This is a genomic window from Novosphingobium sp. Sphag1I, assembly GCF_056279125.1.
The window spans coordinates 84133-108198 of sequence record NZ_JBWBQS010000007.1 but is presented as its reverse complement, the minus strand read 5'-3'; the positions used below and the strand labels follow the sequence as shown (position 1 = coordinate 108198).

Below are 24066 nucleotides of genomic sequence, written 5' to 3'. Positions count from 1 at the left end.
CACCCGATCAGGACTTAGCCTTGCCGCGCGCGGCAGGCTTTTCGGTGGGGGTATCGGAGGGGGGCGGATCGCCTTCGTCCTTGTTTTCGGGGGCCTCGCCTTCACCGACGGCCATGCCGAGCAAGAAGCGCAGACCTTCGCGGTCAATGGCATCCTCATTCAGACGTCGGGCCACGATGTTCAAAACCTGCTCGGGCGTGAGGATCTGCGCGACTTCATATTCGCTCAAGCGCGCGTCGCCCAACTGGACCTGCACTGCCGAAAGCAGATCGAGGCCAGGTACATCAGCCAGCTCCACCACTGCGTCGCCAGCCCCGCCCGGAAGTTCGGCACCAAGACCGAAAAGAGCCGCCCTTAGCCCATCAAGGTCATTGGCCTTGATCAGGGTGGCAGGCTTGCCCCATTCGAGTTCGACCGTAACAGCAGCATCGGTCGGTTCAATCGCACCGACACGCAGCAGGGACCGCGCCACCTCATAGGGCAGCGCGATCACTTCGCCTTCGCCAATTGGCTCTTTTGCCTTGATCTCGCTCGCCGCATCCGCACGGCGCAGGCCGCGCACGGTGATGCTGGTTTTGTAGTTTTCCATCGGAGTCTACCTCAGGTCAGGGAAGAAGGTGGGCGGCGCGATAGGCAATGCCCACGACGCACACGCCGCCCGGTCAGGCGCGCTTGGATCAGAGCGCGTCCTGAAACAGAAAGCCCGCATCGGGACCAACGAGCTCGGCCGAGAATTCGTCCAGCACGTCGTTCTTCCAGCTCTTGGTTTCGTCACAGAACCGGCTTGCCTCAACCAGCGGATGGTTCAGCAGCTCATAGGTGTAGCCATAACTGGGCAGCGCCATGCTGCGGCGGCCAGAAGTGGACTGGGCCACATAGGCAAGTATGGCGTCACCACCCCAGACATCCACCGTGGTGCCATCCTGCAGGTCATAGATCGCATCGCCAGAAATTACGTTGGGGAGATCGAAATAGGCCTGAAGCATAGCCATGGTCACACTGGCCGAAGTGGTGAACTTGAAATGGTCGCGGATCTTGGGGTGGACCTTGAGCTTGCTGGCCAGCTTGCCGCCAAGCACCAAAGTGTTGGGACGCTTGCCAGTACGGCCGCGAATGACTTCAATGCTATCATTCACCTGCACAAGCGGGTCGCTGTCCGGGTCCGACCATTTGTCATCGCCCGCCAGCGCGGCCTTGTTACTGGCGGCATAGGCCGCCGCATTGCGCGCGACACCCGCCTGCTGGATTTCCTTTTCCAGCGCGATCACGGCCAAAACCGTGTCCACCGCATCCTGCTGCAAGTCGATACCCGGAACAGCCTTGGCGTCCTCCATAAATTCACGCGGGACAAGACCCGACAGCGCTTCCTGATGGAGTTGCACCTGCTTGCCCTCATACCCAAATTCGAGCGTTGCAATGGCCGCGCCGGGCGCGCGGCGGGTGCGGCGACGTTTGAAGCTGGAGCGATCAAACTCGATCCGCTTGGCGGCGCGGGTGGGCATGTTGACTAGCGGAAACAGGTAATTGCCGATAAAATCGGCATTCTGATAGCCGCGGGCATGGTTGGTCAGGATCGGATCAACCACGCGCGCTTGTGCAGCGTTCATCGACATAAAGGCATCCTTCAAAGAGGGGAAAGGAGAAAGGGGAGGCCGTTGCGCCACCTGCCTGCCGGTCCAGATCCCGGAGCAGGTCGCCTCCCTTGGGCTTGGTCAGCCCGGCCACGGCCGGGCAATGGGATAACGTGACCGATTACGGTGTGAGCAGCACTTCGATCTTCTGATCAGCCGCCGTGGCCGCCGTCACCGAATAGGCGATGATTTCACCCGCGCCGCCCTGCGCAATCGCGCGGCCGGTGGCGTCGGATTTCAGCGCAATGCCCGCCGCGACAGCCGCGCCGCTGTCCACGATGGAAGTGCCCAGCACGTCCACCGCGAAAGCTTCGCCAGCGGCGGCGGCATATTGCGCCACGCCCTGCGCCTTCGCGCCAGCGGCGCAGGGCGCGCCGGTCAGCATGCCGACAAAGCGGCTGGCAGTAATCGCCGCCGTGGCGATAGCGGTCATGGAAAAGATAGAAGTTTTCTGCATGGGTTATGTCCCTGAGTGAGATGAGGAAAAGAAACATGCGGAGCATCAGCCCGCCGTCTGCGCCTGCCTGACGCAGTCCATCCACGGCTTGTCGGGGTTGGCGTCCTGAATGACCTTGGCCTTGCCGTAGAGCTCGACCCGCTCCGCATCGACCTCGTAGCCATCGGGAGCGGCGAAGCTGACATAGCTCCTCTCGCCATCAGGCTTCTGACCGCGCTCGCGCAGATCAATCAGCGGCTGCGCGGTGTCGAACAGTTTGCGAAAGGCCGCAGCCGGGGCCATGTCGCCCGCCTCGCCAAAGCTGACGACAGCCGTCGCCTCGAAATGATCAAGCAGGCCGACCACCAGCCCCTTGGCGGCCGGAGCCAACTTGGCCGAGGACACCAGCCCTTCGGCAAAACTGACATGCTCTTCATGGCGCGCCTTGGCCGTCCGCTCAGCATCGGCCTTTTCGCGGGCAGCGATTTCCGCCTCGCGCGCCTTCAGTTCGGCATCACGCGCATCGAGCGCAGCCGACCGTTCGGCGAAACTCACCTCAGTGATCTTCGTCACGTCATTGTCTCCATCTGTGGGGAAGTCGAAGGTCAGCGCACCCTCATCATCGCCAGCGGCAAACTGCACGGTACCCAATCCCTTGATGCCGGGGGCATGGCCGCCCAGAAATCCGATGTGCTTGAGATACCAATTGCCGGGTTTGGGATTGCCGGGATTGTCGGGCGTGTAAAATTGCGCCGAAACCTTGGGATAGCTCCCTTTGCGGACCAGTTCGGCAAAGGTCGGCTCGATCTTGTCGGGCGTCGCCACCAGCACATCGCCATCCATGGCGAGACTGGAAACCCAGCCATAAGCCGGAGCGTCGATCTTGGGATGGCCGACAACCAGCGGCGCCGGGTCGAGCGCCGGATCATAGGCTGATGCGGCGTCGGCAAGCTCTTTCGCGCCGAAGGAAACCTTCACGCCCTCGTTCGAGGTGAAAGTGCCGACGCGGGCGATGCGGATGGAGGGTGATGTCTGATCCATGCCCCATCGATAGCGGGGGCGGATCGGGCACGTTGATGTCCCTGCAGGGACATCAACAAAATGCCTCGGTTACAGGCACCTACTGGCCCATCGCCGCCGCAATGGCAAGTGCCAGTCTAACCCGCCATCGCAATAGCCCAAAATTTCGCCGGGGCACGATGCCCCGTATAGGCGATGCCGTTTTGGGTTGTTGGGTACGGATTGCGATTGAACGCGCTGTACGGGGCTTAAATTCGGAGATTGCCCGATGGCTGACAATCAGCCCCCCAAGCCATCCCAAAAAGGCCGCACTCTGGTCGGCACCGTGGGCGTAGCCTCGGCCCTGATGCTGCTCACCTCCATCCCGATGGAAGAAAGCGGAAGAAAGGTGACGGCCTCGGTTTCGCCTCAAACCGGAGCCGTCACGGTCAAGCATATCAGCGGGCCGCAATATCTCAAAGCCTACCTTGATCTGGTGAAAAAGCCGACGGCCTGTGACGGCATCACGCGGGGTGTAAAGCTTGGTCAGATCTACACTGAGCAGCAATGCGCGCAGATGCTGGAGGCCGAACTGGAGAGCCACGCGCGCGAGTTGATCACCTGCATTCCCGGCCTGTCGCCCACGATCCCCGGCCGCGACCACATCCGCGCCGCGATGGTATCGCTGGCCTATCATGTCGGGCCGCCTGCGGTGTGCCGGTCGAGCATCCGACTTAAGATCGCGCAGGGCCGCCTGAGCGCCGCCTGCGACACCCTGCCTGATTTCAACAAATCCAAGGGCCGCGTTGTGCCGGGCTTTGTTGCCCGTCGCGCCCGCGAACACGCCCTTTGCATCAAGGATGCAGCATGATTTCTCTGCTCTATTACGGGCGCCGCGCCGCCGCTATCGCGGGGCCTTGGTTCAAGAAATACATAGGATCTTGGATCAAGGCCAACTGGCGCCCATGGCTCCTCATCATCCTCGTCGTCGGACTATGGCTGCGCGGCAACATCTTGGGCGCGGATCGCGACAAGTGGCGCAAGGCCGTCCAGGATCAGCAATCCGCCTTCACTAAAGCCTCCGTCGAGGCAGCCCTAAAGGCCGAGGCGGATCGCATCGCCACCGAGGCCAAATCCGCCACCAATGCAAGGAAAGCCGACAATGTTATATCGCCGTCTGTTACCCATCAGCGTGCTGCTGCTGATCGCTACGCCGATGCTCACCGCCTGCGGCCCGAAACGGATTGCCGTCTATCCGGCCAACCCGACGCCCCACCCGCGAATGGCACTGCCCCGGCTCGTGACGGACCCGGTCCCGATGCCGTGGTCATCCCCCGCGCCCACTTCGACCAGCTCCGCGACAACACCCTGAGGCTGGAGCGTGTCCGCCAGTGGGGCGAGAGTGAGATTGAAGCGGGGCGGGCGGTGAAGGTAGAGGATTGAGGTCTTATGGAGCGAAAAGAGGCTTTCTACCACATCCGCTATAAACACGGTCGATTGCATCTTTTGCCTGATCAACCTTAAGATCAAAATCGAAATATGATTCATCTTCGCGCTTTACACGAATTTTTACAATTTTTGCCGACGCGATGGTCTTGTATAGCTTCCTCATGTCAACGCCACTATAAATCATGGCTTCCTCTGGATTGCTATACCACTGCATAGAGGCGACGTCACCGCCGTCAGGTCGAAGGTATATTCGTATATATTTCTGATACACCCTTTGCGTCTTCGGATACGTCAAGATAAATAGGATGGGGTTTTCTTTCATTGAAATACGGCAGGCCACGGATAGGCTAGCGTTGCTCACTGCATCTACAGTTCCAGCCATCCCGCCATGGCGATCTGACATTGCATCAGTAGTATCAGCATAAACCCAATCTCCAATTTTTGTTGGATTGCTGGCCTGCGCTAATACTTCAGATGTTGAATATGTAAAAAATGCAAGAGCCACTCCAAGGGTGTTTGCCATCTTCATAGATATTTCCATAAATCACATAGACTTGAACGAATATAGCACCTTACCAATCACCCTTATGCGATCCTCATCCTTTCGAAGATCTAAAGTCGTTGGAAGGTATTCTGGGTTCTTGCTCAGCAAATGAAGAATATGCCCTTCGCGCTGCAGGCGCTTGACCAGTAGGCTGTCATCCAGCCGGACAACGGCAAGCCCATCTTCAACCGCATTTTTAGCCTCGTCGATCAATACCCAGTCTCCATCGCGGAGATCCGGTTCCTGACTGGCTCCGTTGACCAAGACAACGCGCAGGGAATTGATCGACCCGAATTTCACGCGCAACCAATCTTCTGCGAGATGGAACGGGCTAACTTGCAATGTTTCTCGATCCACAACGACGCCATTACCCGCAGAGGCCACTGATGTAAGTCGTGGTATCGAAACTATGTTTGGAGAAAATATTGCAGCTTCACTCACAACACCTTCTAATATTTCAGATACGGATCGCCCGATAACTTCGCATAATGCAGAAAGGCTTTTATATTTCGGCCTTGATCCACTCTGCTCCTTTTCGTCAAAGCGCAGAATTTCCGTCAGAGACTGACGAGTTATCCCGGCTCGGGCGGCAACCGCCCCTTGGCTGCCAAACTCCTTGATCGCCGTTTTTAAGCGCTGTGCGGACGCAGCGGACCAGCCCGCAACGAACGCGTTCTCACTTTCTGCTTGACCGCCTGTCATTTTACCTGTCATACGACAAATAGACAGGCAAAATGACAGGCATCATAATGCATCCTCTCGATATGGACCCCGAGCTGATCAAGTATGAGATCCGCTCAAGGGGTAAAACTCTGGCTGATTTGGCGAAGGCTGCAGGCATCAGCCGCCAAACTATGTCTGTTGCATTGCATGCTCGTGCCTCAGCTCGCGCAGAGACCGTCATCGCCAATTTCATTAATTTGAAGCCACAGCAAATCTGGCCCTCGCGATATGACGCGAATGGCAACCGTATGTCTGTTGTTGCTGCACGTGCAGCAGCCAGAAGAGCTGTCGCATGACGGCGGGGCGCACTCTCGCATCGCGCGGTTTCGTTCTGCCTGCCATTCCTCCCAAGGTTGGCCATGCCAAATATGACGCGCTGGAAGAATGGAATGCGTATGCCCTGCGCAAGGTGATCGCGGAGTTTCTTGCGCCGGAATTGGCGCCGATCTCTGTAATCACCGCTGGCCGAATGAGTGCGGCCCAAGCCATCATCGATCAGGACGCCCTTGCCGAAGGCTTCGGCGCTAACATGCACCATGTAATGGGCACGATGCGCATCCGCCCTATCCGAAACAGTCAAGTGAATGACTGGATGGGCATCCCTGTCGAGCAGATCTGGCCGCATCACGCGCCTACCACAACGCAGCGCAAGGCAGGCGAAATCGGCGCCAAAAGTGTTGAGGCAAACACGACTCTCATGGCGCCATTGTATAGTGTCGATAGCGCCGCCTGTAACCCTTTTGTTCACACTGTCTCAAAACGACTCATCGGGGCTGGCGCGGCATTGACCGCACTGGTTCTGGCTGGCCTGATCGCCGCGCGGCGACATGGAGGCGCCCGGTGAGCGCCTCCGATAACCTTTGGCTGAAAGCCCGCGAGATTGCTGATCTGCGCCTTGCCGGTCTGCCCACAACCGAACGCGGAGTGCAAAAGCGCGCCGATGCCGAAAGCTGGCCGTGGAAGCCGCGCGCCGGTCTGGGCGGGGGCAAGCTGTACTCGGTTCTGGGCTTACCCGCCGCCGCGCGTGACGATCTGCTGGCCCGGCGCTCCGAAGCGCTGCCCACGTCAAACCGTCCAGTAGGGCGCCCCAAAGGCACCAGCTATTTCGACCGCAACCCCGACGCTGCCGACGCGGTCGAAGCCTATCTGACGGCGCGCCCGGTATCGGCCCGCAACCTGCTCAAGCTGCTGGCGGCGGACGGCTTTGCCGAATTGCCCACCATGCGGACGCTGCAACGCTTCGTTCGCGATCTGGAGGACCGCAAGAAGGTGCTGTTTACAGCCCTGCGCGATCCAGACGGCTATAAATCAGCCTACAGTCCAGCGCTCGGCCGCATGGATGCAACGGTGTCCTACGCCCATGAGATGTGGGAAATCGACACCACCAAGGCGGACGTGATGTGCACCGATGGCCGCAAGGCAGTGCTGGGCATCATCGACCGCTGGAGCCGCCGCGCGCGCTTTCTGGTGGTCGAAAGCGAAAGCGCACAATCGGTGCGCCGAATGCTGGTGACGACGATCAGCGCATGGGGCGTGATGCCCGCGATCCTGAAAACCGACAACGGCTCGGGTTTCATCAATGCCACGATGGAGACGGCTCTGCCCTATCTCGACATCGTGCTTGATCCCTGCCTGCCCGGCACACCGGAGGACAAGCCGCATGTCGAGCGCCTGTTCGGCACCTTCATGCGCGAGCGCGCCTCCATGCTGGACGGCTTCATCGGTCATAACGTGGCGCAGGCGCAAAAGCTGCGCGCCGCCGCCAAGAAGAAGACCGGCCGGGCCGAAATCACCGCCAGCATCAGCAGCGCCGAATTGCAGGCCATTCTGGATGCTTGGGTGGATGGCGAATATCATCAGCGCACCCACAGCACCCTCAAAATGTCGCCCATGGAAAAGTGGCAACGCAGCCCCATGCCACCGCGCGCAGCAGCTGGTGAGCGTGAACTGAAGCTGGCGCTGTCGGCCTATGTCGGCACAGCGGTGATCGGCAAGCGCGGGGTGCGGTGGAAGAATGGCCGGTACTGGTCGCCCTGCTTTGTCGAATGGATGGGCAAACCGGTCGTCCTGCGCCGCGATGAAGATGATCTGGGCGAGCTTTTCATCTTTGACGGCGACGGAAACTATATCGACACCGCCGTCAATGCCGAGCGCTCGGGCCTGAGCGAACAGCAGTTTACGATGGCGGCACAGCGCCAGATGGCAGCCCATATGTCGCAGGCCAAGGCCGAGATCCGGGTCAAGCAGAAGCGGTTCAGCTTCGAGGCGGCGCGCGACAAGATGCTGCGTGATGAGGCCGAGGCGGCAGGCAAGCTGGTCCACCTGCCGGGACCATCCACACAGCACATCTCGCCCACTATTGCCAGCATGGCCGACAAGCCCGCGCCGGTCGCGGTCCAGCCCGGCCGACTGGATGAGGTAATGCGCAAGACGCAGCCCGCCCCGGCCGCGCGCACCGTGCCGCAAAAGGTGGCCGAGGCCGATGCCATCCTCGCGGCCAAGGCGCGCGGGGAAGAGGTTGAAGCCGAGGCCCTGCGCCGGGCCGAGCTTTACGCCGGGTCCAGCGAATACCGCGCCCACAAGATGACCTTCGTCGAATTCCCCCGATCCAACCCCGCCACCCCCGGCCGCCGTCAAGGCGCGGCCTGATGGCGCGCATCTTTCAACACCCTTTCACGACTGGAGAAACGCCGATGTATAATGCTGAAACACAGCCCCGGCTTGCCCTTGGTGACCGCCCTACAGGTCACGCGCCGCTCACCAATATGTCGCTCATGCTGCAAACCCTGATGGACTGCCGTGAGAGCGAAAACCCCTCCGCCCGCATGGGCCTGTTTTATGGCTTTTCCGGCTATGGCAAAACAGTGGCTGCTGGCTTTTCCGCCGCGCGCACCGGCGCCATCTATGTTCAGGCCCAGCGTATCTGGACCCAAAAGACGGTGCTAGAGGCCATTGCCGAGGAGCTTGGGATTGCAAAGCTCGAACGCTCCGGCCCGAAAATCTTCCGGCAGGTTGTCGATCAGCTCAATCTCGCGCCAGTCGATATCATCATTGATGAGATGGATTATCTGGCCGACAAGGGGCTGGTCGAATTCATCCGCGATATCCATGACGCAACGCGCGTGGCGATCCTTATGATCGGCGAAGAGGCGCTTCCCTCCAAGCTCAAGCGGTGGGAGCGGTTTGACAACCGCATCCTCGTAGCCACCCCGGCGCAACCCGCCAGCGTGGAAGATGCGCTCCAACTGCGCGATCACTATTGCCACCGCATTCAGATCGCGGACGATCTAGCCGAACTCTTCCGGGTCCGGTGCCGGGGCATCACCCGCCGTATCGTCAATAATCTGCAAGCGGCGCAACGCGCGGCGGCTGCAGAGGGCATCGGCCAGATCGATGCGGCATGGTGGGGCAATCGCCCGATTGCGACCGGCGAGGTTGCCGTGCGCCGCAAGGAGGGCGTGTGATGGCCCGCCGCGACACTGTCAGCCTTGGCCCCAGCCCGGCCGGGATGCCATCCCGGCTGCGCGAACAGCGCTTCCTGTTCGGCCTGACCACGGACGAATTGGGCGCGCTATCCGGCAACAGCGGCACTCAGGCCGCCTATTGGGAGGCGGGCCACCATCTGCCTGATGCCCATGCCATTCAGGCATGGGCCAAGGCAGGGCTGGATACGACCTATATCCTGACCGGCATTCCCAGCGCCGATGTGCCGATCCTCGATCTGGAAGACGAGGCCGAGGCGGACATCACGCCGTCCTACATCGACCGGCTTTCATGCCTGACCGAATGCCTTTGCGTGGCGGCCATCGGCGGCACGGTCCTGCTGGCCATCAGCAATGCCGCCCCGGTGCTCTTTGCAAGGATGATGCAATGACCATTTCCATCCGCCATCATCTGTGGAACGCCCTGCGCAATCGCAATGATCCTGTTTCCGCGCGCGATATGGCGCGCGCGACCGGCGCACAGAACAAAGCCATCCAGCGCCGTCTTTCTCGCTGGGCACAGGCCGGTCTGCTTGAAGCGATCAAGCCGCCGGTCGATGCGGGTCAGAACGCACCTATCCATTATCTGATGCCGGAGCAGACGCGCAGACTCGTTGAGCCGCCCGCGCTTCGAGATCAAGGGCAATTCGGCACTTATCGCAGCCGCCGGGTGGCCATGTGGCGCGCGATCCGCGTCCTGAAGTCTTTTGACTTGGTGCAACTCACGATCACAGCCGAAGTCAGCATGGGGTCGGCAAAGGTATTTATCTCTGCCCTTCTGCGCGCAGAGATCCTCCGCTGCGTTGTGCGCGGCCATGCCGCTACCGGCCAACGCTCGATCTATGCGCTCAATGGCTCATTTGGCCCGAATGCGCCGGTCATCCGCATCGACCGCAAGGACAGAACCACAACGGTTCTCGATCCCAATACCGGAACCGCCCGAAAAATTTCTGCGCAGTCACCGCTTCCTCCCCTTTTTTGACCTTTGGAATTATCCATGTTTGTTAATAATTTGGACACGAATTTGGACCGCGCAGCCGCCGCATGGGGTGCCGATGTCCCGCGCTGGGTCAAATTGTTGGCCGAGGCATGCGACCGCGCCAGCCAGCGCGCCGTGGCAGACCGGCTGAGCGCCGCCGGTTTTAACTGTTCTTCCGGCACGATTTCCAAGCTGATCAACCGGAAATATCCGGCCAGCATGGCCGAACCGGAACGAGCCGTTTTGGCGATTTATGGTGGCGATGACGTGGCCTGCCCGCTGCACGGCCAGATCCCGCTGCAAAGCTGTATTCGCAACCGCCGCCGCAAAGGGCCACCGCGCAACGCCACCCATCACCAGTTCGCGGCCTATTGCCCGACCTGCCCGCATAACACCGATGGCGGCGACCAATGAGGCTGGCCCATCAAACGTCTTACCGGCGCGTCATCAGTGCCATGCGCGGCTTGAAGGCGGGAACGCTTGTCCAGGACGAATATGGCTTCCTGCGCGCCGCGCCCCAGCCGCCCTTTCGCTCCGGCGAGACCACCCGCTGCACCTCCTGCGGCGCCAGCCATTGGCTGGTGGGGCGCCGGAGCGCCGAATGCGCCGTCTGCGGATCACCGGCCATTCTGGCCACCCCCAACACCCAAACCCATCTCACGAAAGGCTGACATATGGCACCGCCCCGCCGCAAGGCTCCCAAACAGGAAGCGCCCCAGACGCTTGAACAGGCCATCGCCCTGATTTCCGAATACCGCGACCTGACTGACAAGGTCGAGGAACTGGAAATCACCAAGGGTAGCGCCATTGCCCGCATTCTGGCCGAATATGACGGCTTCGCCAAACCGCTCGAAGTCCGCTCCATCGAAATCTTCCGCCAGCTTCGGGCATGGTGGGGCGTTGCCGCGCCGGAAATGACCGACGGCAAGCGCAAGTCGATTTCGCTGGCCGGATGCAGCATCGGCGAACGCACCACGCCGCGCGCCCTGAAGCTGAAGAAGGGCGTCACGATGGAAACCTTGGTCGAGAAGCTGCTCGAATTGGAGCTTCAGGCGCTTTTGCGCACGACTCACAAGCTCGACAAACCCGCCGCCATCAAAGCCATCAAGGCCGATGACGCCAACGGCAAGCAACTAGCCGAATTGGGCGCCAGCGTCGGCCAGAAGGAGGAATTTTTCATCGACTGGCCCAAGCCCGCCGCCACCGAAACGGTGCCCGAAGCCGAACCGGCTGAGCAGACGGTCTGACCCCCACCGACATCGAGGAGCAAATCCATGAGCAGCAATGACACTCAGCTTTACGCTATGCACTTTTATAATAGCGTTGATCTTCCGGTGGAACGTGCGCGCGGAAACAAGACTGATGGCATCGGCATCGCCCACGTGAAGGGCGAGGTGATCATTAGCATCAATTATCAGGGCTACGCCTATTTCATCACTCTGGCGGACGAAGACATCGACGCGGTTGCTCACCAGATGGCCGCTGCCATGAGCAAAGCCACCCGCGCGGCCCACCCCAGCTTGGAGAGCCGCCAATGACGCCCAAGATGCGCAAAGCGCTCGACTATATCGAGCGATACCACCGCGAGAGCGGCACGACGCCCAAGCTGGACGAGATCCGGGCGGTTCTGGGGCTGAGCGGGCGATCCGGCGCGCACCGCGTTGTACAGCAGCTGATCGACGCGGGCCACCTTGTCCGCACTCGCTCCGGCGCGCGCAACCTCGCACTGCCGGAACATACCGGGCTGGCGCATGTCCCGACCGAGGCCCTTCAGGCCGAATTGCAGCGCCGGGCAGGCGATACCATTCGCGGGGTGGCCGAACGCCTTCACGCCAGCGCTGCGAACAGAGCCGAAATGGCGCGAAAGGGGGCGACCCATGGCTAAGAAAATGTCGGTGGCCAAGAGTGGCACGGCCAAACCCAGCGATGAACGCACCCGGCTCTATCGCGCCGTCCATGCGGCATGCCGCACAAACGGACTGGACGATGATGAGCGCAAGGCGTTGCAGGTCGAACTGTTCGGCAAGGCCAGCCTGTCCGATATGGCGGCAAGCGAGATCACCAGTCTGCTGAACCGGCTGAACCGCAACCGCAAGGCCCCGGCTGGTGCCCGCGCCCATGTCGGTAAAATCCGCGCCCTGTGGTGGAGCCTGTACTGGCTGGGGACGGTTGATAGCGCCGATGACCACGCAATCGGCGCCTTCGTCAAGCGCCAGACCGGCATCAATGCCCTGCGCTTTGTTGATCACAAAAGTGCCCCGGCCATTATCGAAGCCCTGAAATCGTGGCTGGCGCGCGCAGGTGTCGCTTGGCCTGATCCGGCCAACATGGCCCGCATCGTTAGCCTCAACCCCGGCTTTACGGCAACGCATGGGGACAGGATCGCGGTTCTGCGCGCCATCAATGCCCGGCTTGGTGTTGTCGGCATTCCGGCTGAGATCGTGTTGGGGCAGAATGGCGAAACCTTCGCCATGACCGTTGAAATGCTGGATATGATGATCCGCGAACAGGGCGCGAAATTGCGCGCGGCAAGGGGGTGATATGGCCCGCCCGCGCACCTTCCGCCCAGAGGATATTCCGATCCCGACCGACGCCCAAGCCTATCCGAATTGGGCGCCGATCATGCTGGATATGGCCGCCCATATCGGGCCTTATGCAACTCTGCTGCTGGTGGATGCCTTTGCCGGTCAGGACGTCTATGTCTCACGCGATCCGGCCAGAAACCCCTTCATCGACATCGTGGGGGCTGACAAAGCGGCCATAATCACCCATGTCTATTGCCGTGAACGGTTGCAGATACCTTCGGGCCGCCGCGAATTGCTGCGCGCCCGTCGCCAAGGCATTGTCGCCGCTGTGCGTGAAAGGTTGATGACCGCAGCCGAAGGAGCCGCTATCTTGAGAATGCCCCGCAGGCATTTTACTCGCCTGCTCAATAAGACGGATGAAGGTCTGGACTGCCAGCCTCTGGTGCTGAAACCCCGCAAAGACCCGCGCCAACTTGATATGTTCGGCGAGACCGATCCCGCCTGATCGCCTCCGCACTGCCCTGTTGGGCACCCCGCGCTTAACCCCCTGATCCGCCACCCTGCATCGCGGTTGCAACCCCGGTGCAGGAGGCTGTTTTGCCTGTCAATTCTTACGCGCGCGCGGGAGACTGATCATGTCTCCCGTTTCTTCCATGCTGATCGGGCTGTGGCCCATTGTTTCGGCCCTGACGCCCTTCGTGCTTGCCGGTGGCGTTTGGTATCTGCGGACGCAGTTTGCCTCCAAGGCCGACTTCGACGCGCTCTCGCTCAAGGTCATCAATCTGACCACTGCGGTCCAGACCGCCCAGGGCAGCATCGACCACCTGACGGCCGAGCAGGACTCGACGCCAACCCGCATCGAATTGCTCAACAAAATCGCTGCCGTCGAAGGTCGTGCCAGCGGCATCGAGGCCGATGTACAGGGCATCAAATCCCGTCTCGATACCGCCAATGATTACCTGCAAATCCTCGTTCAGCGGGGGATGGACCGATGATCCCCGCCGCGATCCGTCCGCTGATCCGTCGCGCCATGCTCGATCTGCTGTTCGATATCGGCGGCGAACAGAATGACGATGTACTGGCCATCCTGCTCGCAGAACTTGGGCATCGTATTGCGCGCCGCGACGTGGCCGAGCAGATGTATTGGCTGGCCGAACAGAAGCTGATCGCGGTGGAAGACCTTGGCCCATTTGTGGTAGGCCGCATTCTGGCCGATGGCCGCGATATTGCCGAGGGCCGCCTCGTTGTCGATGGCGTCTGGCGCCACAAGACGGGCGATTGACCTTGGCCCGCAAATCAAGCCTCTCCGCATTGCCCACGCAGGTTCAGGCCGCCGTGGTCAAGGCGCTGGAAAGCGGCGCGACCATCGATGCCATTGTCGAACGGCTGGGCGATCTTGGCCACCCGCGCTCGCGCTCGGCCGTGGGCCGCTATGCCAAGTCCTATCAGGAACTGGCCAAGCGTCAGGCCGACATTCGCGTGGTGGCCGAGGCTTTCGGCAAGGACTTCGGCGGCGCGGAAAATGCCGAGGGCAAGCTGATGGTGCAAATGCTCACCAGCATCGGCGCCCGCATGATCCTGCCCATGGCCAGCGAGGATGACCCCGATCTCGACAGCAAGCAGTTTCTCGAACTGGCGCGCGGCACCAAGGAACTGATCAACGCGGCCAAACTCGATGCGGATCGCGACGAGAAGGTGCGAGACCTGGCTAAACGCGAAGCGGCAGAAGCGGCTGAGAAAACCCTGCGCAAAACCGGCGCCACGGCCGAGACGATCAACAAGGTCAAAGCCGAAATTCTGGGTCTGTCAACGTGACGACGGCCATCGGCGATCTGCGCGTACTGCTCAAGTACCAGACATCAGCCATTGCGCTGAGTGCTGCTCACCAGTTGCTGGTGATTGAGAAATCACGCCGTACCGGCATCAGCTATGCTTTTGCCGCCGATGCGGTGCTGACAGCGGCCCCGGCCGACCGACCGCAGAACGTCTATTACATCGCCTATAACCTCGACATGACGCGCGAATTCATCGGCTATTGCGGTGAATTTGCCAAAGCGTTCGACGAGGTTGCCTCCGCACAAGCCGAATTCCTGTTTGACGACGGATCGGAGAAAGGCATCAAGGCGCTGCGCATCGACTTCCCCTCGGGCAAGTCGATTGTCGCACTGCCCTCCCGCCCACGCTCGCTGCGCGGGATGCAGGGCAAAGTCCTGATCGACGAAGCCGCGTTCCATGACGAACTGGACGAACTGCTCAAGGCCGCCATGGCGCTCACCATGTGGGGCAGCCATGTCGTTGTCATCTCCACCCATGATGGCGAGGAAAATCCCTTCAACCTGCTGATTGAAGACATCCGCTCCGGCAAGAAAGAAGGCGTGGTCATGCGCCTGACCCTTGAAGAGGCACTGGCCGATGGCCTGTTCAAGCGCATCTGTCTGCGCACCGGGCAGCAATGGTCGCCCGAAGCCGAAGCGAAATGGGAGGCTTCGCTGCGCAAACGCTACGGCAGCGCGGCTGAGGAAGAACTGGACGTAATCCCTTCGCGCGGATCTGGAGTCTACTTGTCGCGAGCCATGATCAAGGCGGCCATGTCGGCTGATCTACCTGTCGTGCGGATGGAATGCCCCAGCGGCTTTGAACTGAACGACGAGAGCTTCCGAACCGATTTCGTGGAGGAATTTCTCGAACGGGAAATCGGCCCGCTGCTGCGCAAATTCGATCCGCTACGCCGGTCCTATTTCGGGCAGGATTTTGCCCGCTCGGGTGACGTTTCGCCGATGGCCTTTGGCCAGCATGACGAACACCTGAACCTTGTCTGCCGGTTCATTCTCGAAATGCGCAACGTACCGTTTCGCGAGCAGGAGTTTGTTCTCAACTGGATTGTCGCCCGCGTTCCCAACTTCTGCGCGGGCAAGATGGACGCGCGCGGCAACGGTCAGGCGCTCAGCGAGTTTGCCCAGCAGAAATGGGGCTTCACGCGGATCGAGGCCGTGATGTCCAACGACAGCACCTATCTGGCCTATATGCCCAAGCTCAAGTCCGGGCTGGAAGACCGCACTTTCCTGATCCCCAAGGATGAGGGGACGATGGAAGACCTTGGCATGGTCAAGAAGGTCAAGGGCATCCCCAAGATCCCGGATAGCTCCAAAGTGTCCAAGGCCGATGGCGCGAAGGGTAAGCGGCACGGCGACAATGCCGTGGCGCTGATGCATCTGGTGGCCGCCTCCGAAGAGGATGTTGGCCCGATTGAAGTGCAGGTTCTTGGTCAGAACCGCAGCGCCGCCCCCGCAACGATTATCACGTCCACCGGCTTTGGCACGGTTGGCTCCCGCAACACCGGACTGGTATTTTGACCATGGCAGAAACCACCAAACCAACGCCCGAACCGGTGTTGATGACCGAGATCGCCTCCACGAGGGACGGCCGCGACATTACCCAGCCGTGGGTAAAGGGCCTGCGCGAGGCCAAAGACCCCAAGCTGGCTACAGCGGTCGATTGGGGCGCTTATGATGTCATTTTGAATGACGATCAGGTTTATGCGACCATGCAACAGCGCATCAGCGCGGTTGTATCGCGCAACTGGACCGTGGTGGCCGGGGATGAAAGCGACCCCCGTTCGGTTGAGGCGGCCGAGAAGTTTGATGAGACGCTCAAGCGCATCGGCTGGGACCGCGTGACCCGTAAAATGTCGATGGCAACATTCTACGGTTATGGCGTGGCCGAAATCATGTGGGAAGTGCGCGACGGCCGGTTCGATTGGGCGCGCATCAAGGTCCGCCATGCCCGGCGCTTCCGCTATAATGCGGAAGACCAGCTGGTGATGCTGACGCCCACCAACCCGCAGGGCGAATTGATGCCCGAGCGTAAATTCTGGGTGCATCGCGTTGGCGCCGCCGATGATGATCAGCCGTATGGTCAGGGACTGGCCCACTGGCTCTATTGGCCGACGCTGTTCAAGCGCAACGGTATCCGCTTCTGGAACATCTTTCTCGATAAGTTCGGGACGCCCACGGCCAAGGGAACCTATCCGCGCGGCGCAAGCAGGGATGAGATCAACAAGTTGCTGGCGGCGCTGGGCGCCATTGCCACCGACAGCGGCTTTGTTGTGCCCGAAGGCGTGGCGGTGGAGTTGCTCTCCGTAACCCGCTCCGGCGCGGCCGACTTTCATCAGCTTTGCACCTACATGGACGGTGCCATCGCCAAGATCGTCCTGTCACAGACTATGACCACGGACAACGGCTCCTCGCGTTCGCAGAGCGAGACCCATGCCGGTGTTCGCGACGATGTCGTCCAGTCCGACGCGGACGACCAGACCGACAGCTTCATCAATGGCCCCGATGGCAAGGGCGGCCCGGCGCGCTGGTGGACTGATTTCAACTATGGCCCCGATGTGGCCGCGCCCATCGTTCGCCGCAAGGTGGAAGAGGAGGAGGACACCAAAACCACGGCGGAAACCGACAAGGTCCTGGGCGAAACCGGGTGGGTCCGTACCGAAGAAAGCTTCCGCGATACCTATGGCGAAGGCTGGGTCCGCAAGGATGATCCGCAGGCACCATCAGGATCGCAGCAGGGCGCCGCCGCACCGACCGATGCATCCGCGCAGCCGGTCAAGCCCGCAAAACCCCTCCCAACCATGGCCGCCAGTTTCGCCGCCGATGATCCGCGCCCGCTGTACGTTTCGCGCGCCCTGCTCAACACCAGCGACCTGCTGCAATGGGCGCAGCAGCAGGGCTTCGCATCCACGCTGACGCCCAACGATCTGCACGTCACCGTCATGTATTCCAAGCGGCCGGTAAACTGGTTTGCCATGGGCGATTGGTGTGGTTCGAACGGCGAACTGGTGGTAGCTGCCGGTGGCCCGCGCATGGTCGAACCTATGGGCACAGAGGGTGCCGTGGCGCTGATCTTCGGCTCGGCGGATCTGCAATATCGCCACCGCCAGATGCGCGATGCCGGGGCAAGCTGGGATTACCCCAGCTATCTGCCCCATATCACCATTACCTATGACGCAGGCGGCATTGATCTGGCCAAGGTGCAGCCTTATCAGGGCATGTTGGTATTCGGCCCGGAGCGTTTCGAGGCCATCCAGTCCGACCGACTCGATACGCTGGAGGAAACGCCCACTAGCGCCAGCTTTGCCGAAACCGCGCCGCCCGCCGCCACGCAACCGGACGCAGTAGACTCTGTCGTGGATCGCATGATCGCCGCCGATGGCTATCGCGCGGCCGACGCCATGACAGGCCCGCTTATCGACCGCGTGATCGCAGCCAACAGCGAGGCCGAGGCTCGTGCCCTGATCGCTTCGGCGCTGGGCATTATGGACGAGGCCCCCCTGATGCAGGCGCTCGAACGGGCAGGCTTTGCCGTCAAGCTGGACGCAGCCTCGCAACCCGCCCCCAAGGGCGACGGCGCATGACCGATATCACGATCCGCGAAGGCTCCGCCGCATTGGCCGCCGCATTGATCGCAGCCGGTGGCCACACTTCCGTCGCAGAGCGCTTTCGCGCGCCGGTCGGTGCCTCGCGCCTGACCGGCCTCGGCCGGACTGGCGTCCGTCAGCCTGACCAACGCGTCATCGTCAACACGGCCGAGCCTTGCCCCAAATGCGAAGTGCGCGGCGATTTTCCTGAGGGCTGCGCGCATCAGCGCCCCGATCCCGACTGGCTGAAAGAAAGGAGCACCCCATGAGCGGCGCAAGCCGGTGCCCGATGTGCGATGGCACCTATTATCTCGATCATTGCGGCTTCTGCATGGATGTTTGCCCCTGTGCCGGTTTCGCGGCCGAGAGCGCAGCGGCCGATGCGGCGGCTATTTCGGAGGATCAGCAGGGCGAAACCGGCGGCCCTGAAAGCGCGTTGCAATGACTAAGAAACCCGCCAGCATCGCCCCTGAAGCAACCGCCGCCATCGACCGGGTTATTGCCACGCTTCAGGTGCTGAAAACCCACCTGAAGGCCAAGAAACTGAAGGGTCGGGCCCTCGCCGAATTCTTGTCCATAGCGATGGATGAACTACGCGAGCTTCAGGTGCCATTCGAAGACCTGCGCAGTCAGGAAATTGACGAGGCCATCGCTCATTATCGGCGCCTGTCCGATCAGGCCGAAGAGCCATGAATGGCCCGAACTGGAAACCGCGCGAATGCGTGAATTGCGGGGCACCGCATCCCAGCTTCAGCCGGGACGGATCGCGCGGGCCTTGGCGCTGCCGCCCATGTGACGTCCGTACAGGGACACCAAGCTCCGCCGCAGATGCTGGCACATTGGCCCCGCAATCTCCGGGGCAAGGATTACTGTTATGACCACCAATGTCCAGACATCATCTATCTTGGCCGAGTTTCAGGCCGAGCGCCTGCATCAGGGCACAACGGATGGCTACGTTCGCCTCGATCTCTCGCATGATGAGGGCGAACTGGCGATGGCCGCCGCTGCCTTTGCCGTCCAGTCCACCGGCGAAGGCAGCGGCGCCGATATCCTCTGGCCTTGGTCGAGCCTCATGCCCACCTACGCTGCCCGCCGCCATCGCCTGATCGTCGCGGGTGCCCTGATCATGGCCGAAGTCGAGCGGATCGACGGCACCATGAATATCGAAGGCCAGTCCACCGGATCTTTCGCCGATATCGCCGAACATTTTCAGGAAAGCGGCGGGCTGATTGATCTTCAGGTCGTTGAACATCCTGAAGCCCAAAAGCGCGAGATGATGGCGCTGCATATCGCCTTGGATTTTGCCGATAACCCGAGGCCATACCATTCGCTTGCGGCCCCAGCGGACACCAACGGTGAATTATACCGGGCTTTGAAAAGCCTTGCCGCCGCTTATCGCACCGTCATCGACGGGCAACCGGCTGGGAAGGGTGCAACAGCATGACCGCATCGCCGGACATCGCCGCCATCGCGGCAAAGCTGACGGCTCCCCAGCGCCGGGCCGTACTTGCCGGTGGGCCAAAATATGGCTCCGGCTATTGGCCGATCCTGAATGCGCTCATGGCCAAAAATATCATGACCAGCGCCGCCCGGCGCTATGTCCTCAGTCCGCTGGGCAATCAGGTGCGCGCCTATCTGCAGGAGGCGCAGGGATGACCTTTTTCATCACCATTCCCAAATGGCTCATTTTGCTGATCGGCATTCCGGTCGGACTGCTTATCGTTATCTTCGCGGTATTTGGCTTTGTGGTAGCTCATGCGTTGGGAAAACGGAGATGACTGACAAAGCCCGCGCCGACCGCACGAAGCGCTATCTTGCAGACCAAGCCGCTGCAAGCGAAGCCGTAGCCGCGTACCCCGACCGTACACGCCAGCGCCTTGAGGCTTGGCAAACTGCACAGCGGGAATGGTTCATGGACACAATTCTCGAAATCGTGTCGGAGTTCATTGCTTATGAGGACGGGCTTGCCCAAGCGCCTATCCCGAACGTGGAGCGGCTGATCGAAATCGAGCGTGATGCAGACGGCAATCGCCTGATTTGCACCGGATGCGGCAGCACTGAAACCGTCGCGTCGATCCGCCGCCATAACCCTAAGGCTTTCACTTGCTGCCCAGAGCGTAAGATGGTGCGGGCCGTGCCTGTTACTCAACTCACCGCCGCCCAGCGCGTGAAGGATGAGGCGGTGCAATTGCTGGCAGTCACTGCTGCAAAGCCGACTATCGCGGAAATGATGGAGCCTGCCTTCAAAGACCCGTTGGTAGGTCTGTCGATTGAGGACAGGATCGAAGCGATAGGACGGCGCAAGTTGGAAGCGGATGGCGAAATTTTGAACGCGCGCGCCTTCCTCGCCAAGCATGGATGCTCTCATGGCTGACAGCCTCGGCTATTCCATTTTCCTCGATCCGAAGGACACCGTGCGCGCATGGGAAATGCGCGGAGCACTGCAGCCGACCGTCAATTGGTCGGAAATGAGGCACGAGCAGCACGCGGTGGCCTTCACCGTGGCCAAGGTCGCCAAGCTGGACTTGCTGCGCCAGATCCAGACGTCGCTGGATACCGTCATCCGCGAGGGCGGCACGTTCGAGGGCTGGAAAGCCAATATCCTGCCCATCCTGAAAAGCGCGGGCTGGTGGGGCACCGTGGCCAATAAGGATCTGACCGGAACGGACGAGCCGATCACCGTCAATGAGCGGCGCCTGCGCACGATCTATGACACCAATGTCCGCATGAGCCTTGCCTCGGGCCATTGGACGCGCATTCAGGCCCAAAAGGACGTTTTCCCCTATCTCCGCTACCTGCCATCCACCTCGGAGCATAAGCGCCCGCTGCATATGGCATGGTACGGCACCTTACTGCCGGTCGACCATCCGTGGTGGCAGACCCACTTCCCGCCCAACGGCTGGTTCTGTAAATGCCATTTTGAGCAGGTATCCGAGCGTAAAATGGCCAAAAAAGGCTGGTCGATGACCCCTGTTGGCGACATCGCCACCGGCCCGGCGCAGCAATTCATACCGGCTTCGGGCAATCCGATCAGCGTTCCGGCAGGTATCGACCCCGGCTTTGGCTATAATCCGGGCATTGCCCACCTGAAAGCCGTGGCAAGCAAGGCCGCAAACTCGATTGAGCAGGCCGTGGAGGCCGGGCTGGAGACAGCCGCGCGCCAGACCATGCGCGAGATCGTGGCCGATCCGGCTTTTGATCAGTTTGTGGCTCTGCCCGATCCGGCTTTCCCGGTTATGATCCTGGACAAGGCGCTGGCCGATATTTTGGGCGCCAACCAGCGTGTGGCCGTGCTTTCGCCTGATACAATGGCCAAACAGACGGCTAAGCGGGCGGATCTGCCTACCGATGTTTACCGCCAGCTGCCCACCCTGACGGACAGCCCCACCATTCTGGCCAAGGATGGCGACAACACGCTGATTTTCGCCCAGCCGGTTGCCAATCTCTGGACCGTGGCCGTGGTGAAGCGCACTGCCAGCGGTCAGGGCCTGTTTGTCACCAGTGTGAGGCAGCAATCTGCCAGCACGCTGCCCCGCCTGTTGAAAGGCACGGAGATTATTCGTGATGAGAGGTAAGGGGCGATGCGCGGTGGGGGCTTGCATACTCCCCACATGGCGCTCCGCTGGCGGCTGGGCCAGCGTGCTACGGCCGCAAGGTTCACCGTGTCGCGCGCATCGCTATCGCGCCTATAGCACCGCCACCCTTAACAAGCAATTCGCCGCCAGTGGGCGGGGGATGGGGCGCACCAACGCCCCAAGCCGACGGCTTGCACCCGTCATGATCCGGCAAGCGCTTGCCGAAACCATCCCGCCATCCAACGCTGGACGGCGTGAACACATAGAGAACAAATTGAGAGAGTCGAGTCCTATTTCACACCCGGTGCATGCGGGTGACATTGCCGTTTCAACCCCGTTGCAACCCGTCCGACCGGCCTTGCCAGCCGCAGGCTATATCGGCGGCAAGCGCAATCTGGCCGGGCGGCTGGTGAAGCGCATCGCCACCATTCCCCATGCCACCTATGCGGAGGTCTTCGTGGGCATGGGCGGCGTCTTCCTGCGCCGCAACGCCCGCCCCAAGGTTGAGGTCATCAATGACTGGTCGGGCGATGTATCCACCTTCTTTCGGGTGCTGCAGCGGCATTACGTCGCCTTTGTCGATATGATGCGGCATCAGATCACCAGCCGCGCCGAATTCGAAAAGCTGGCTGCCATGCCACCTGAAAGCCTCACCGACTTGGAGCGTTCGGCCCGGTTCCTGTATCTGCAGCGCCTCTCATTTGGCGGAAAGGTGGTGAGCAGGAGCTTTGGCGTCGACCCGTCTAACTCCGCCCGCTTCGACATCACCAAGATCGTGCCCATGCTAGAGGCGATTCACGAACGCATGGCCGGGGTGACGGTCGAACGGCTCCCATGGGCCGAATTCCTCACCCGCTATGACCGGGAGGCTACGCTCTTCTATCTCGATCCGCCCTACTATTCGAACGAGGGCGATTATGGCCGGGATATGTTCTCCCGCGAGGATTTCGCCCTGATGGCCGAGAGATTGCGGACGCTGAAAGGGCGCTTCATCCTGTCCCTCAATGATCGCCCCGAGGTCCGGGAAATCTTCGCAGGCTTCGATATCGAGGCGGTGACGACAACCTACTCCGTGGGCGGCGGAAGCAAGGCGCAGAAGGCCGGGGAGGTGATCATTTCTAACGCCTGATCAGGCTGATTTTCAGTTCGGAGTTAGGCTTATTTCAGTTCGGAGTTTTTGTCGCATAGAAGGGGCGGTGCATGGCTTGCAAAACCCCAGAAATCCGCCGAAAATCCTAAGTCCGAACTGAGATGCCGGATAACTCCGAACTGGCTCTTTGAAAATGGCGGATTTCTGCCGATCTGTTTTTGCCGATACACCGGCTTCGGCACATCATTTCCGCAGATCGCGACAAAAATTCCCCAGCCGGTTTTTGCGCGCCGCCGACGTACGAAAATGCCCGATTTCCGGGGCGTTCATCCCATTATGGGCTCAGAATGTCCCGGAATATCCCGGCAATTCCAGTTCCCATATTAATGTCGCGTCACATCGTACCATGCCTCAACCGGGCCGTTCAGCTTGATGGTCAGCGGCTGCCCCTTGCGGTCAAAGCTCTTGCCGGCCTGAACGCGGACCCAACCTTCGGAAATGCAATATTCTTCGACATTGGTGCGCACCACGCCCTTAAAGCGGATGCCGATGCCGCGCTGAAGCTTTTCAGCGTCAAAGAACGGGCTCTTGGGGTTGATGGCAAGGCGATCGGGAGGGGTATCGCCAATGGCGGCCGGGGTGTTTTCGGTGTCAGTCATGGTTGCGTGAAATAAATTGCAATACCCACTTGTCAACGCAAACAAACCCCTTTAGAGGCGCGGCTCCCGGCAACGGAAGTCGCTTCTTGATGAAGCCGCCATCCATGCCAGCGGGCGCGTAGCTCAGCGGTAGAGCACACCCTTCACACGGGTGGGGTCACAGGTTCAATCCCTGTCGCGCCCACCATAAAACCCTCTGGAATAAGGGGATTTTATGGAGACGAATTTTCCCGTAAAAAATTTCAAAGCGGAAAATAACCGGAACAAACGCCTCGTTTCGGATCGAGCCCGTACAAATCGCGTAGACGGCCATCTCGGCCTTCCCTTCGTTTTGCCAGTCCCAGCGCCGAACAGCGTGAGCTTGGTGCGCTCCTCAGCGGCCTTCTCGTCGATACCCTGCCGGACGTTCATCTCTTGCCCGAAACCATGACGGCCAGCGGCATGAAATGGCAGCAGATCGATCCCTGCCAGCTTGCAGGCCTTGGCCCAGCCCTTGCTTAACTGCACGCTCCATGCCCTATGGATGGGCCGTCCGGGTGTTACAAGCACAAGGGC

General features: G+C 60.7%; 37 protein-coding genes and 1 tRNA gene. 30 read left to right on the top strand and 8 right to left on the bottom strand.

Annotation, left to right across the window (positions count from 1 at the left end):
• Positions 1-7 precede the first annotated feature (7 nt).
• The 4 genes from ACZ9HU_RS10015 to ACZ9HU_RS10000 all read right to left on the bottom strand — a co-directional run bounded on the left by ACZ9HU_RS10015 (position 8) and on the right by ACZ9HU_RS10000 (position 3108).
• Positions 8-589 (bottom strand): hypothetical protein, encoded by a 582-nt coding sequence (locus ACZ9HU_RS10015; protein WP_476104637.1) that lies wholly within the window; start codon positions 587-589, stop codon positions 8-10.
• 88 nt (positions 590-677) lie between these two features.
• Positions 678-1607 (bottom strand): major capsid protein, encoded by a 930-nt coding sequence (locus ACZ9HU_RS10010; RefSeq protein ID WP_476104635.1) that lies wholly within the window; start codon positions 1605-1607, stop codon positions 678-680.
• A 145-nt stretch (positions 1608-1752) separates the two neighbouring features.
• Complete coding sequence (locus tag ACZ9HU_RS10005; protein ID WP_476104633.1) at positions 1753-2088, bottom strand: capsid cement protein; 336 nt, start codon at positions 2086-2088, stop codon at positions 1753-1755.
• Positions 2089-2133: 45 nt separating this feature from the next.
• Entirely contained in the window at positions 2134-3108 is a 975-nt protein-coding gene (locus tag ACZ9HU_RS10000) for a hypothetical protein (protein ID WP_476104631.1), read from the bottom strand.
• Positions 3109-3355: 247 nt separating this feature from the next.
• Between ACZ9HU_RS10000 and ACZ9HU_RS09995 the strand changes: the two genes are divergently transcribed.
• Positions 3356-3937 carry a lysozyme gene (locus tag ACZ9HU_RS09995; protein WP_476104630.1) on the top strand — a complete coding sequence of 194 codons (582 nt, stop codon included), beginning with the start codon at positions 3356-3358 and terminating at the stop codon, positions 3935-3937.
• Positions 3934-4509 (top strand): hypothetical protein, encoded by a 576-nt coding sequence (locus ACZ9HU_RS09990; RefSeq protein WP_476104628.1) that lies wholly within the window; start codon positions 3934-3936, stop codon positions 4507-4509. The genes ACZ9HU_RS09995 and ACZ9HU_RS09990 overlap by 4 nt, the downstream gene beginning before the upstream one ends.
• A 4-nt stretch (positions 4510-4513) precedes the next feature.
• Here ACZ9HU_RS09990 and ACZ9HU_RS09985 read toward each other — a convergent pair whose 3' ends face one another.
• Complete coding sequence (locus ACZ9HU_RS09985; protein ID WP_476104626.1) at positions 4514-5044, bottom strand: hypothetical protein; 531 nt, start codon at positions 5042-5044, stop codon at positions 4514-4516.
• A gap of 15 nt (positions 5045-5059) precedes the next feature.
• A complete protein-coding gene (locus ACZ9HU_RS09980; protein ID WP_476104625.1) occupies positions 5060-5773 on the bottom strand; it encodes an XRE family transcriptional regulator in 714 nt (237 codons plus the stop codon).
• Between the two features lie 50 nt (positions 5774-5823).
• Here ACZ9HU_RS09980 and ACZ9HU_RS09975 point away from each other — a divergent pair, with 50 nt between their 5' ends.
• The 27 genes from ACZ9HU_RS09975 (at position 5824) to ACZ9HU_RS09845 (ending at position 22891) form a co-directional block, all read left to right on the top strand.
• Positions 5824-6078: a helix-turn-helix domain-containing protein gene (locus ACZ9HU_RS09975; RefSeq protein ID WP_476104624.1), complete on the top strand. Its 255-nt coding sequence runs from the start codon at positions 5824-5826 to the stop codon at positions 6076-6078.
• Complete coding sequence (locus ACZ9HU_RS09970; protein WP_476104623.1) at positions 6075-6626, top strand: hypothetical protein; 552 nt, start codon at positions 6075-6077, stop codon at positions 6624-6626. The genes ACZ9HU_RS09975 and ACZ9HU_RS09970 overlap by 4 nt, the downstream gene beginning before the upstream one ends.
• A complete protein-coding gene (locus tag ACZ9HU_RS09965; RefSeq protein ID WP_476104622.1) occupies positions 6623-8431 on the top strand; it encodes a DDE-type integrase/transposase/recombinase in 1809 nt (602 codons plus the stop codon). Before ACZ9HU_RS09970 ends, ACZ9HU_RS09965 begins: the two co-directional genes overlap by 4 nt.
• Positions 8431-9246, top strand: a complete 816-nt coding sequence (locus ACZ9HU_RS09960; RefSeq protein WP_476104620.1) for an AAA family ATPase — start codon at positions 8431-8433, stop codon at positions 9244-9246. The genes ACZ9HU_RS09965 and ACZ9HU_RS09960 overlap by 1 nt, the downstream gene beginning before the upstream one ends.
• On the top strand, positions 9246-9656 hold the full coding sequence (locus ACZ9HU_RS09955) for a helix-turn-helix domain-containing protein (RefSeq protein WP_476104618.1): 411 nt from the start codon (positions 9246-9248) through the stop codon (positions 9654-9656). The genes ACZ9HU_RS09960 and ACZ9HU_RS09955 overlap by 1 nt, the downstream gene beginning before the upstream one ends.
• Positions 9653-10246 (top strand): hypothetical protein, encoded by a 594-nt coding sequence (locus ACZ9HU_RS09950; protein WP_476104617.1) that lies wholly within the window; start codon positions 9653-9655, stop codon positions 10244-10246. The genes ACZ9HU_RS09955 and ACZ9HU_RS09950 overlap by 4 nt, the downstream gene beginning before the upstream one ends.
• Before the next feature lie 30 nt (positions 10247-10276).
• A complete protein-coding gene (locus ACZ9HU_RS09945; protein WP_476104615.1) occupies positions 10277-10657 on the top strand; it encodes a hypothetical protein in 381 nt (126 codons plus the stop codon).
• Positions 10658-10698: 41 nt separating this feature from the next.
• Entirely contained in the window at positions 10699-10914 is a 216-nt protein-coding gene (locus tag ACZ9HU_RS09940) for a hypothetical protein (protein WP_476104614.1), read from the top strand.
• A 3-nt stretch (positions 10915-10917) separates the two neighbouring features.
• Entirely contained in the window at positions 10918-11490 is a 573-nt protein-coding gene (locus tag ACZ9HU_RS09935; RefSeq protein WP_476104613.1) for a host-nuclease inhibitor Gam family protein, read from the top strand.
• Between the two features lie 27 nt (positions 11491-11517).
• Positions 11518-11781 carry a hypothetical protein gene (locus tag ACZ9HU_RS09930; RefSeq protein WP_476104612.1) on the top strand — a complete coding sequence of 88 codons (264 nt, stop codon included), beginning with the start codon at positions 11518-11520 and terminating at the stop codon, positions 11779-11781.
• On the top strand, positions 11778-12128 hold the full coding sequence (locus tag ACZ9HU_RS09925) for a LexA family protein (protein WP_476104610.1): 351 nt from the start codon (positions 11778-11780) through the stop codon (positions 12126-12128). Before ACZ9HU_RS09930 ends, ACZ9HU_RS09925 begins: the two co-directional genes overlap by 4 nt.
• Positions 12121-12783, top strand: a complete 663-nt coding sequence (locus ACZ9HU_RS09920) for a regulatory protein GemA (RefSeq protein WP_476104608.1) — start codon at positions 12121-12123, stop codon at positions 12781-12783. The genes ACZ9HU_RS09925 and ACZ9HU_RS09920 overlap by 8 nt, the downstream gene beginning before the upstream one ends.
• A 1-nt stretch (position 12784) precedes the next feature.
• Positions 12785-13273 carry a hypothetical protein gene (locus tag ACZ9HU_RS09915; protein WP_476104607.1) on the top strand — a complete coding sequence of 163 codons (489 nt, stop codon included), beginning with the start codon at positions 12785-12787 and terminating at the stop codon, positions 13271-13273.
• Positions 13274-13403: 130 nt separating this feature from the next.
• Positions 13404-13763, top strand: a complete 360-nt coding sequence (locus tag ACZ9HU_RS09910; RefSeq protein ID WP_476104605.1) for a hypothetical protein — start codon at positions 13404-13406, stop codon at positions 13761-13763.
• Entirely contained in the window at positions 13760-14050 is a 291-nt protein-coding gene (locus ACZ9HU_RS09905; RefSeq protein ID WP_476104604.1) for a hypothetical protein, read from the top strand. The genes ACZ9HU_RS09910 and ACZ9HU_RS09905 overlap by 4 nt, the downstream gene beginning before the upstream one ends.
• 2 nt (positions 14051-14052) lie before the next feature.
• Positions 14053-14583, top strand: coding sequence for a phage protein Gp27 family protein (locus ACZ9HU_RS09900; RefSeq protein ID WP_476104603.1), 531 nt, complete (start codon positions 14053-14055; stop codon positions 14581-14583).
• On the top strand, positions 14580-16121 hold the full coding sequence (locus tag ACZ9HU_RS09895) for a terminase large subunit domain-containing protein (RefSeq protein WP_476104602.1): 1542 nt from the start codon (positions 14580-14582) through the stop codon (positions 16119-16121). Before ACZ9HU_RS09900 ends, ACZ9HU_RS09895 begins: the two co-directional genes overlap by 4 nt.
• A 2-nt stretch (positions 16122-16123) precedes the next feature.
• Entirely contained in the window at positions 16124-18184 is a 2061-nt protein-coding gene (locus ACZ9HU_RS09890; RefSeq protein ID WP_476104601.1) for a phage portal protein family protein, read from the top strand.
• Positions 18181-18456, top strand: coding sequence for a hypothetical protein (locus ACZ9HU_RS09885; RefSeq protein ID WP_476104600.1), 276 nt, complete (start codon positions 18181-18183; stop codon positions 18454-18456). Before ACZ9HU_RS09890 ends, ACZ9HU_RS09885 begins: the two co-directional genes overlap by 4 nt.
• Positions 18453-18632 carry a hypothetical protein gene (locus ACZ9HU_RS09880; protein ID WP_476104598.1) on the top strand — a complete coding sequence of 60 codons (180 nt, stop codon included), beginning with the start codon at positions 18453-18455 and terminating at the stop codon, positions 18630-18632. Before ACZ9HU_RS09885 ends, ACZ9HU_RS09880 begins: the two co-directional genes overlap by 4 nt.
• Entirely contained in the window at positions 18629-18880 is a 252-nt protein-coding gene (locus ACZ9HU_RS09875) for a hypothetical protein (protein ID WP_476104597.1), read from the top strand. Before ACZ9HU_RS09880 ends, ACZ9HU_RS09875 begins: the two co-directional genes overlap by 4 nt.
• Positions 18881-19061: 181 nt before the next feature.
• Positions 19062-19631 (top strand): hypothetical protein, encoded by a 570-nt coding sequence (locus ACZ9HU_RS09870; RefSeq protein WP_476104596.1) that lies wholly within the window; start codon positions 19062-19064, stop codon positions 19629-19631.
• Complete coding sequence (locus tag ACZ9HU_RS09865) at positions 19628-19843, top strand: hypothetical protein (RefSeq protein ID WP_476104594.1); 216 nt, start codon at positions 19628-19630, stop codon at positions 19841-19843. The genes ACZ9HU_RS09870 and ACZ9HU_RS09865 overlap by 4 nt, the downstream gene beginning before the upstream one ends.
• On the top strand, positions 19840-19965 hold the full coding sequence (locus tag ACZ9HU_RS09860; protein WP_476104593.1) for a hypothetical protein: 126 nt from the start codon (positions 19840-19842) through the stop codon (positions 19963-19965). The genes ACZ9HU_RS09865 and ACZ9HU_RS09860 overlap by 4 nt, the downstream gene beginning before the upstream one ends.
• Complete coding sequence (locus ACZ9HU_RS09855) at positions 19962-20561, top strand: hypothetical protein (protein WP_476104591.1); 600 nt, start codon at positions 19962-19964, stop codon at positions 20559-20561. Before ACZ9HU_RS09860 ends, ACZ9HU_RS09855 begins: the two co-directional genes overlap by 4 nt.
• Positions 20554-21762: a phage head morphogenesis protein gene (locus ACZ9HU_RS09850; RefSeq protein ID WP_476104590.1), complete on the top strand. Its 1209-nt coding sequence runs from the start codon at positions 20554-20556 to the stop codon at positions 21760-21762. The genes ACZ9HU_RS09855 and ACZ9HU_RS09850 overlap by 8 nt, the downstream gene beginning before the upstream one ends.
• Before the next feature lie 160 nt (positions 21763-21922).
• Positions 21923-22891 carry a DNA adenine methylase gene (locus ACZ9HU_RS09845; protein ID WP_476104589.1) on the top strand — a complete coding sequence of 323 codons (969 nt, stop codon included), beginning with the start codon at positions 21923-21925 and terminating at the stop codon, positions 22889-22891.
• A gap of 344 nt (positions 22892-23235) precedes the next feature.
• Here ACZ9HU_RS09845 and ACZ9HU_RS09840 read toward each other — a convergent pair whose 3' ends face one another.
• The gene (locus tag ACZ9HU_RS09840) at positions 23236-23511 is read right to left on the bottom strand and encodes a DUF3297 family protein (RefSeq protein WP_476104588.1); all 276 of its coding nucleotides are present in this window, start codon (positions 23509-23511) and stop codon (positions 23236-23238) included.
• Positions 23512-23623: 112 nt separating this feature from the next.
• Here ACZ9HU_RS09840 and ACZ9HU_RS09835 point away from each other — a divergent pair.
• Positions 23624-23698, top strand: a tRNA-Val gene (locus ACZ9HU_RS09835).
• On the opposite strand, the gene ACZ9HU_RS09830 is transcribed toward ACZ9HU_RS09835, so the two are convergent.
• Entirely contained in the window at positions 23677-24018 is a 342-nt protein-coding gene (locus ACZ9HU_RS09830; RefSeq protein ID WP_476104586.1) for a hypothetical protein, read from the bottom strand. The genes ACZ9HU_RS09835 and ACZ9HU_RS09830 overlap by 22 nt on opposite strands.
• Between the last annotated feature and the right edge of the window lie 48 nt (positions 24019-24066).

What these genes read in the sequence shown, in the direction of transcription:
- ACZ9HU_RS10015 (WP_476104637.1), bottom strand. Translation starts at nt 589, where the DNA reads ATGGAAAACTACAAAACCAGCATCACCGTGCGCGGCCTGCGCCGTGCG.
- ACZ9HU_RS10010 (WP_476104635.1), bottom strand. Translation starts at nt 1,607, where the DNA reads ATGAACGCTGCACAAGCGCGCGTGGTTGATCCGATCCTGACCAACCAT.
- ACZ9HU_RS10005 (WP_476104633.1), bottom strand. Translation starts at nt 2,088, where the DNA reads ATGCAGAAAACTTCTATCTTTTCCATGACCGCTATCGCCACGGCGGCG.
- ACZ9HU_RS10000 (WP_476104631.1), bottom strand. Translation starts at nt 3,108, where the DNA reads ATGGATCAGACATCACCCTCCATCCGCATCGCCCGCGTCGGCACTTTC.
- ACZ9HU_RS09995 (WP_476104630.1), top strand. Translation starts at nt 3,356, where the DNA reads ATGGCTGACAATCAGCCCCCCAAGCCATCCCAAAAAGGCCGCACTCTG.
- ACZ9HU_RS09990 (WP_476104628.1), top strand. Translation starts at nt 3,934, where the DNA reads ATGATTTCTCTGCTCTATTACGGGCGCCGCGCCGCCGCTATCGCGGGG.
- ACZ9HU_RS09985 (WP_476104626.1), bottom strand. Translation starts at nt 5,044, where the DNA reads ATGAAGATGGCAAACACCCTTGGAGTGGCTCTTGCATTTTTTACATAT.
- ACZ9HU_RS09980 (WP_476104625.1), bottom strand. Translation starts at nt 5,773, where the DNA reads ATGACAGGTAAAATGACAGGCGGTCAAGCAGAAAGTGAGAACGCGTTC.
- ACZ9HU_RS09975 (WP_476104624.1), top strand. Translation starts at nt 5,824, where the DNA reads ATGGACCCCGAGCTGATCAAGTATGAGATCCGCTCAAGGGGTAAAACT.
- ACZ9HU_RS09970 (WP_476104623.1), top strand. Translation starts at nt 6,075, where the DNA reads ATGACGGCGGGGCGCACTCTCGCATCGCGCGGTTTCGTTCTGCCTGCC.
- ACZ9HU_RS09960 (WP_476104620.1), top strand. Translation starts at nt 8,431, where the DNA reads ATGGCGCGCATCTTTCAACACCCTTTCACGACTGGAGAAACGCCGATG.
- ACZ9HU_RS09955 (WP_476104618.1), top strand. Translation starts at nt 9,246, where the DNA reads ATGGCCCGCCGCGACACTGTCAGCCTTGGCCCCAGCCCGGCCGGGATG.
- ACZ9HU_RS09950 (WP_476104617.1), top strand. Translation starts at nt 9,653, where the DNA reads ATGACCATTTCCATCCGCCATCATCTGTGGAACGCCCTGCGCAATCGC.
- ACZ9HU_RS09940 (WP_476104614.1), top strand. Translation starts at nt 10,699, where the DNA reads ATGCGCGGCTTGAAGGCGGGAACGCTTGTCCAGGACGAATATGGCTTC.
- ACZ9HU_RS09935 (WP_476104613.1), top strand. Translation starts at nt 10,918, where the DNA reads ATGGCACCGCCCCGCCGCAAGGCTCCCAAACAGGAAGCGCCCCAGACG.
- ACZ9HU_RS09930 (WP_476104612.1), top strand. Translation starts at nt 11,518, where the DNA reads ATGAGCAGCAATGACACTCAGCTTTACGCTATGCACTTTTATAATAGC.
- ACZ9HU_RS09925 (WP_476104610.1), top strand. Translation starts at nt 11,778, where the DNA reads ATGACGCCCAAGATGCGCAAAGCGCTCGACTATATCGAGCGATACCAC.
- ACZ9HU_RS09920 (WP_476104608.1), top strand. Translation starts at nt 12,121, where the DNA reads ATGGCTAAGAAAATGTCGGTGGCCAAGAGTGGCACGGCCAAACCCAGC.
- ACZ9HU_RS09915 (WP_476104607.1), top strand. Translation starts at nt 12,785, where the DNA reads ATGGCCCGCCCGCGCACCTTCCGCCCAGAGGATATTCCGATCCCGACC.
- ACZ9HU_RS09910 (WP_476104605.1), top strand. Translation starts at nt 13,404, where the DNA reads ATGTCTCCCGTTTCTTCCATGCTGATCGGGCTGTGGCCCATTGTTTCG.
- ACZ9HU_RS09905 (WP_476104604.1), top strand. Translation starts at nt 13,760, where the DNA reads ATGATCCCCGCCGCGATCCGTCCGCTGATCCGTCGCGCCATGCTCGAT.
- ACZ9HU_RS09890 (WP_476104601.1), top strand. Translation starts at nt 16,124, where the DNA reads ATGGCAGAAACCACCAAACCAACGCCCGAACCGGTGTTGATGACCGAG.
- ACZ9HU_RS09885 (WP_476104600.1), top strand. Translation starts at nt 18,181, where the DNA reads ATGACCGATATCACGATCCGCGAAGGCTCCGCCGCATTGGCCGCCGCA.
- ACZ9HU_RS09880 (WP_476104598.1), top strand. Translation starts at nt 18,453, where the DNA reads ATGAGCGGCGCAAGCCGGTGCCCGATGTGCGATGGCACCTATTATCTC.
- ACZ9HU_RS09875 (WP_476104597.1), top strand. Translation starts at nt 18,629, where the DNA reads ATGACTAAGAAACCCGCCAGCATCGCCCCTGAAGCAACCGCCGCCATC.
- ACZ9HU_RS09870 (WP_476104596.1), top strand. Translation starts at nt 19,062, where the DNA reads ATGACCACCAATGTCCAGACATCATCTATCTTGGCCGAGTTTCAGGCC.
- ACZ9HU_RS09865 (WP_476104594.1), top strand. Translation starts at nt 19,628, where the DNA reads ATGACCGCATCGCCGGACATCGCCGCCATCGCGGCAAAGCTGACGGCT.
- ACZ9HU_RS09860 (WP_476104593.1), top strand. Translation starts at nt 19,840, where the DNA reads ATGACCTTTTTCATCACCATTCCCAAATGGCTCATTTTGCTGATCGGC.
- ACZ9HU_RS09855 (WP_476104591.1), top strand. Translation starts at nt 19,962, where the DNA reads ATGACTGACAAAGCCCGCGCCGACCGCACGAAGCGCTATCTTGCAGAC.
- ACZ9HU_RS09850 (WP_476104590.1), top strand. Translation starts at nt 20,554, where the DNA reads ATGGCTGACAGCCTCGGCTATTCCATTTTCCTCGATCCGAAGGACACC.
- ACZ9HU_RS09845 (WP_476104589.1), top strand. Translation starts at nt 21,923, where the DNA reads ATGGGGCGCACCAACGCCCCAAGCCGACGGCTTGCACCCGTCATGATC.
- ACZ9HU_RS09840 (WP_476104588.1), bottom strand. Translation starts at nt 23,511, where the DNA reads ATGACTGACACCGAAAACACCCCGGCCGCCATTGGCGATACCCCTCCC.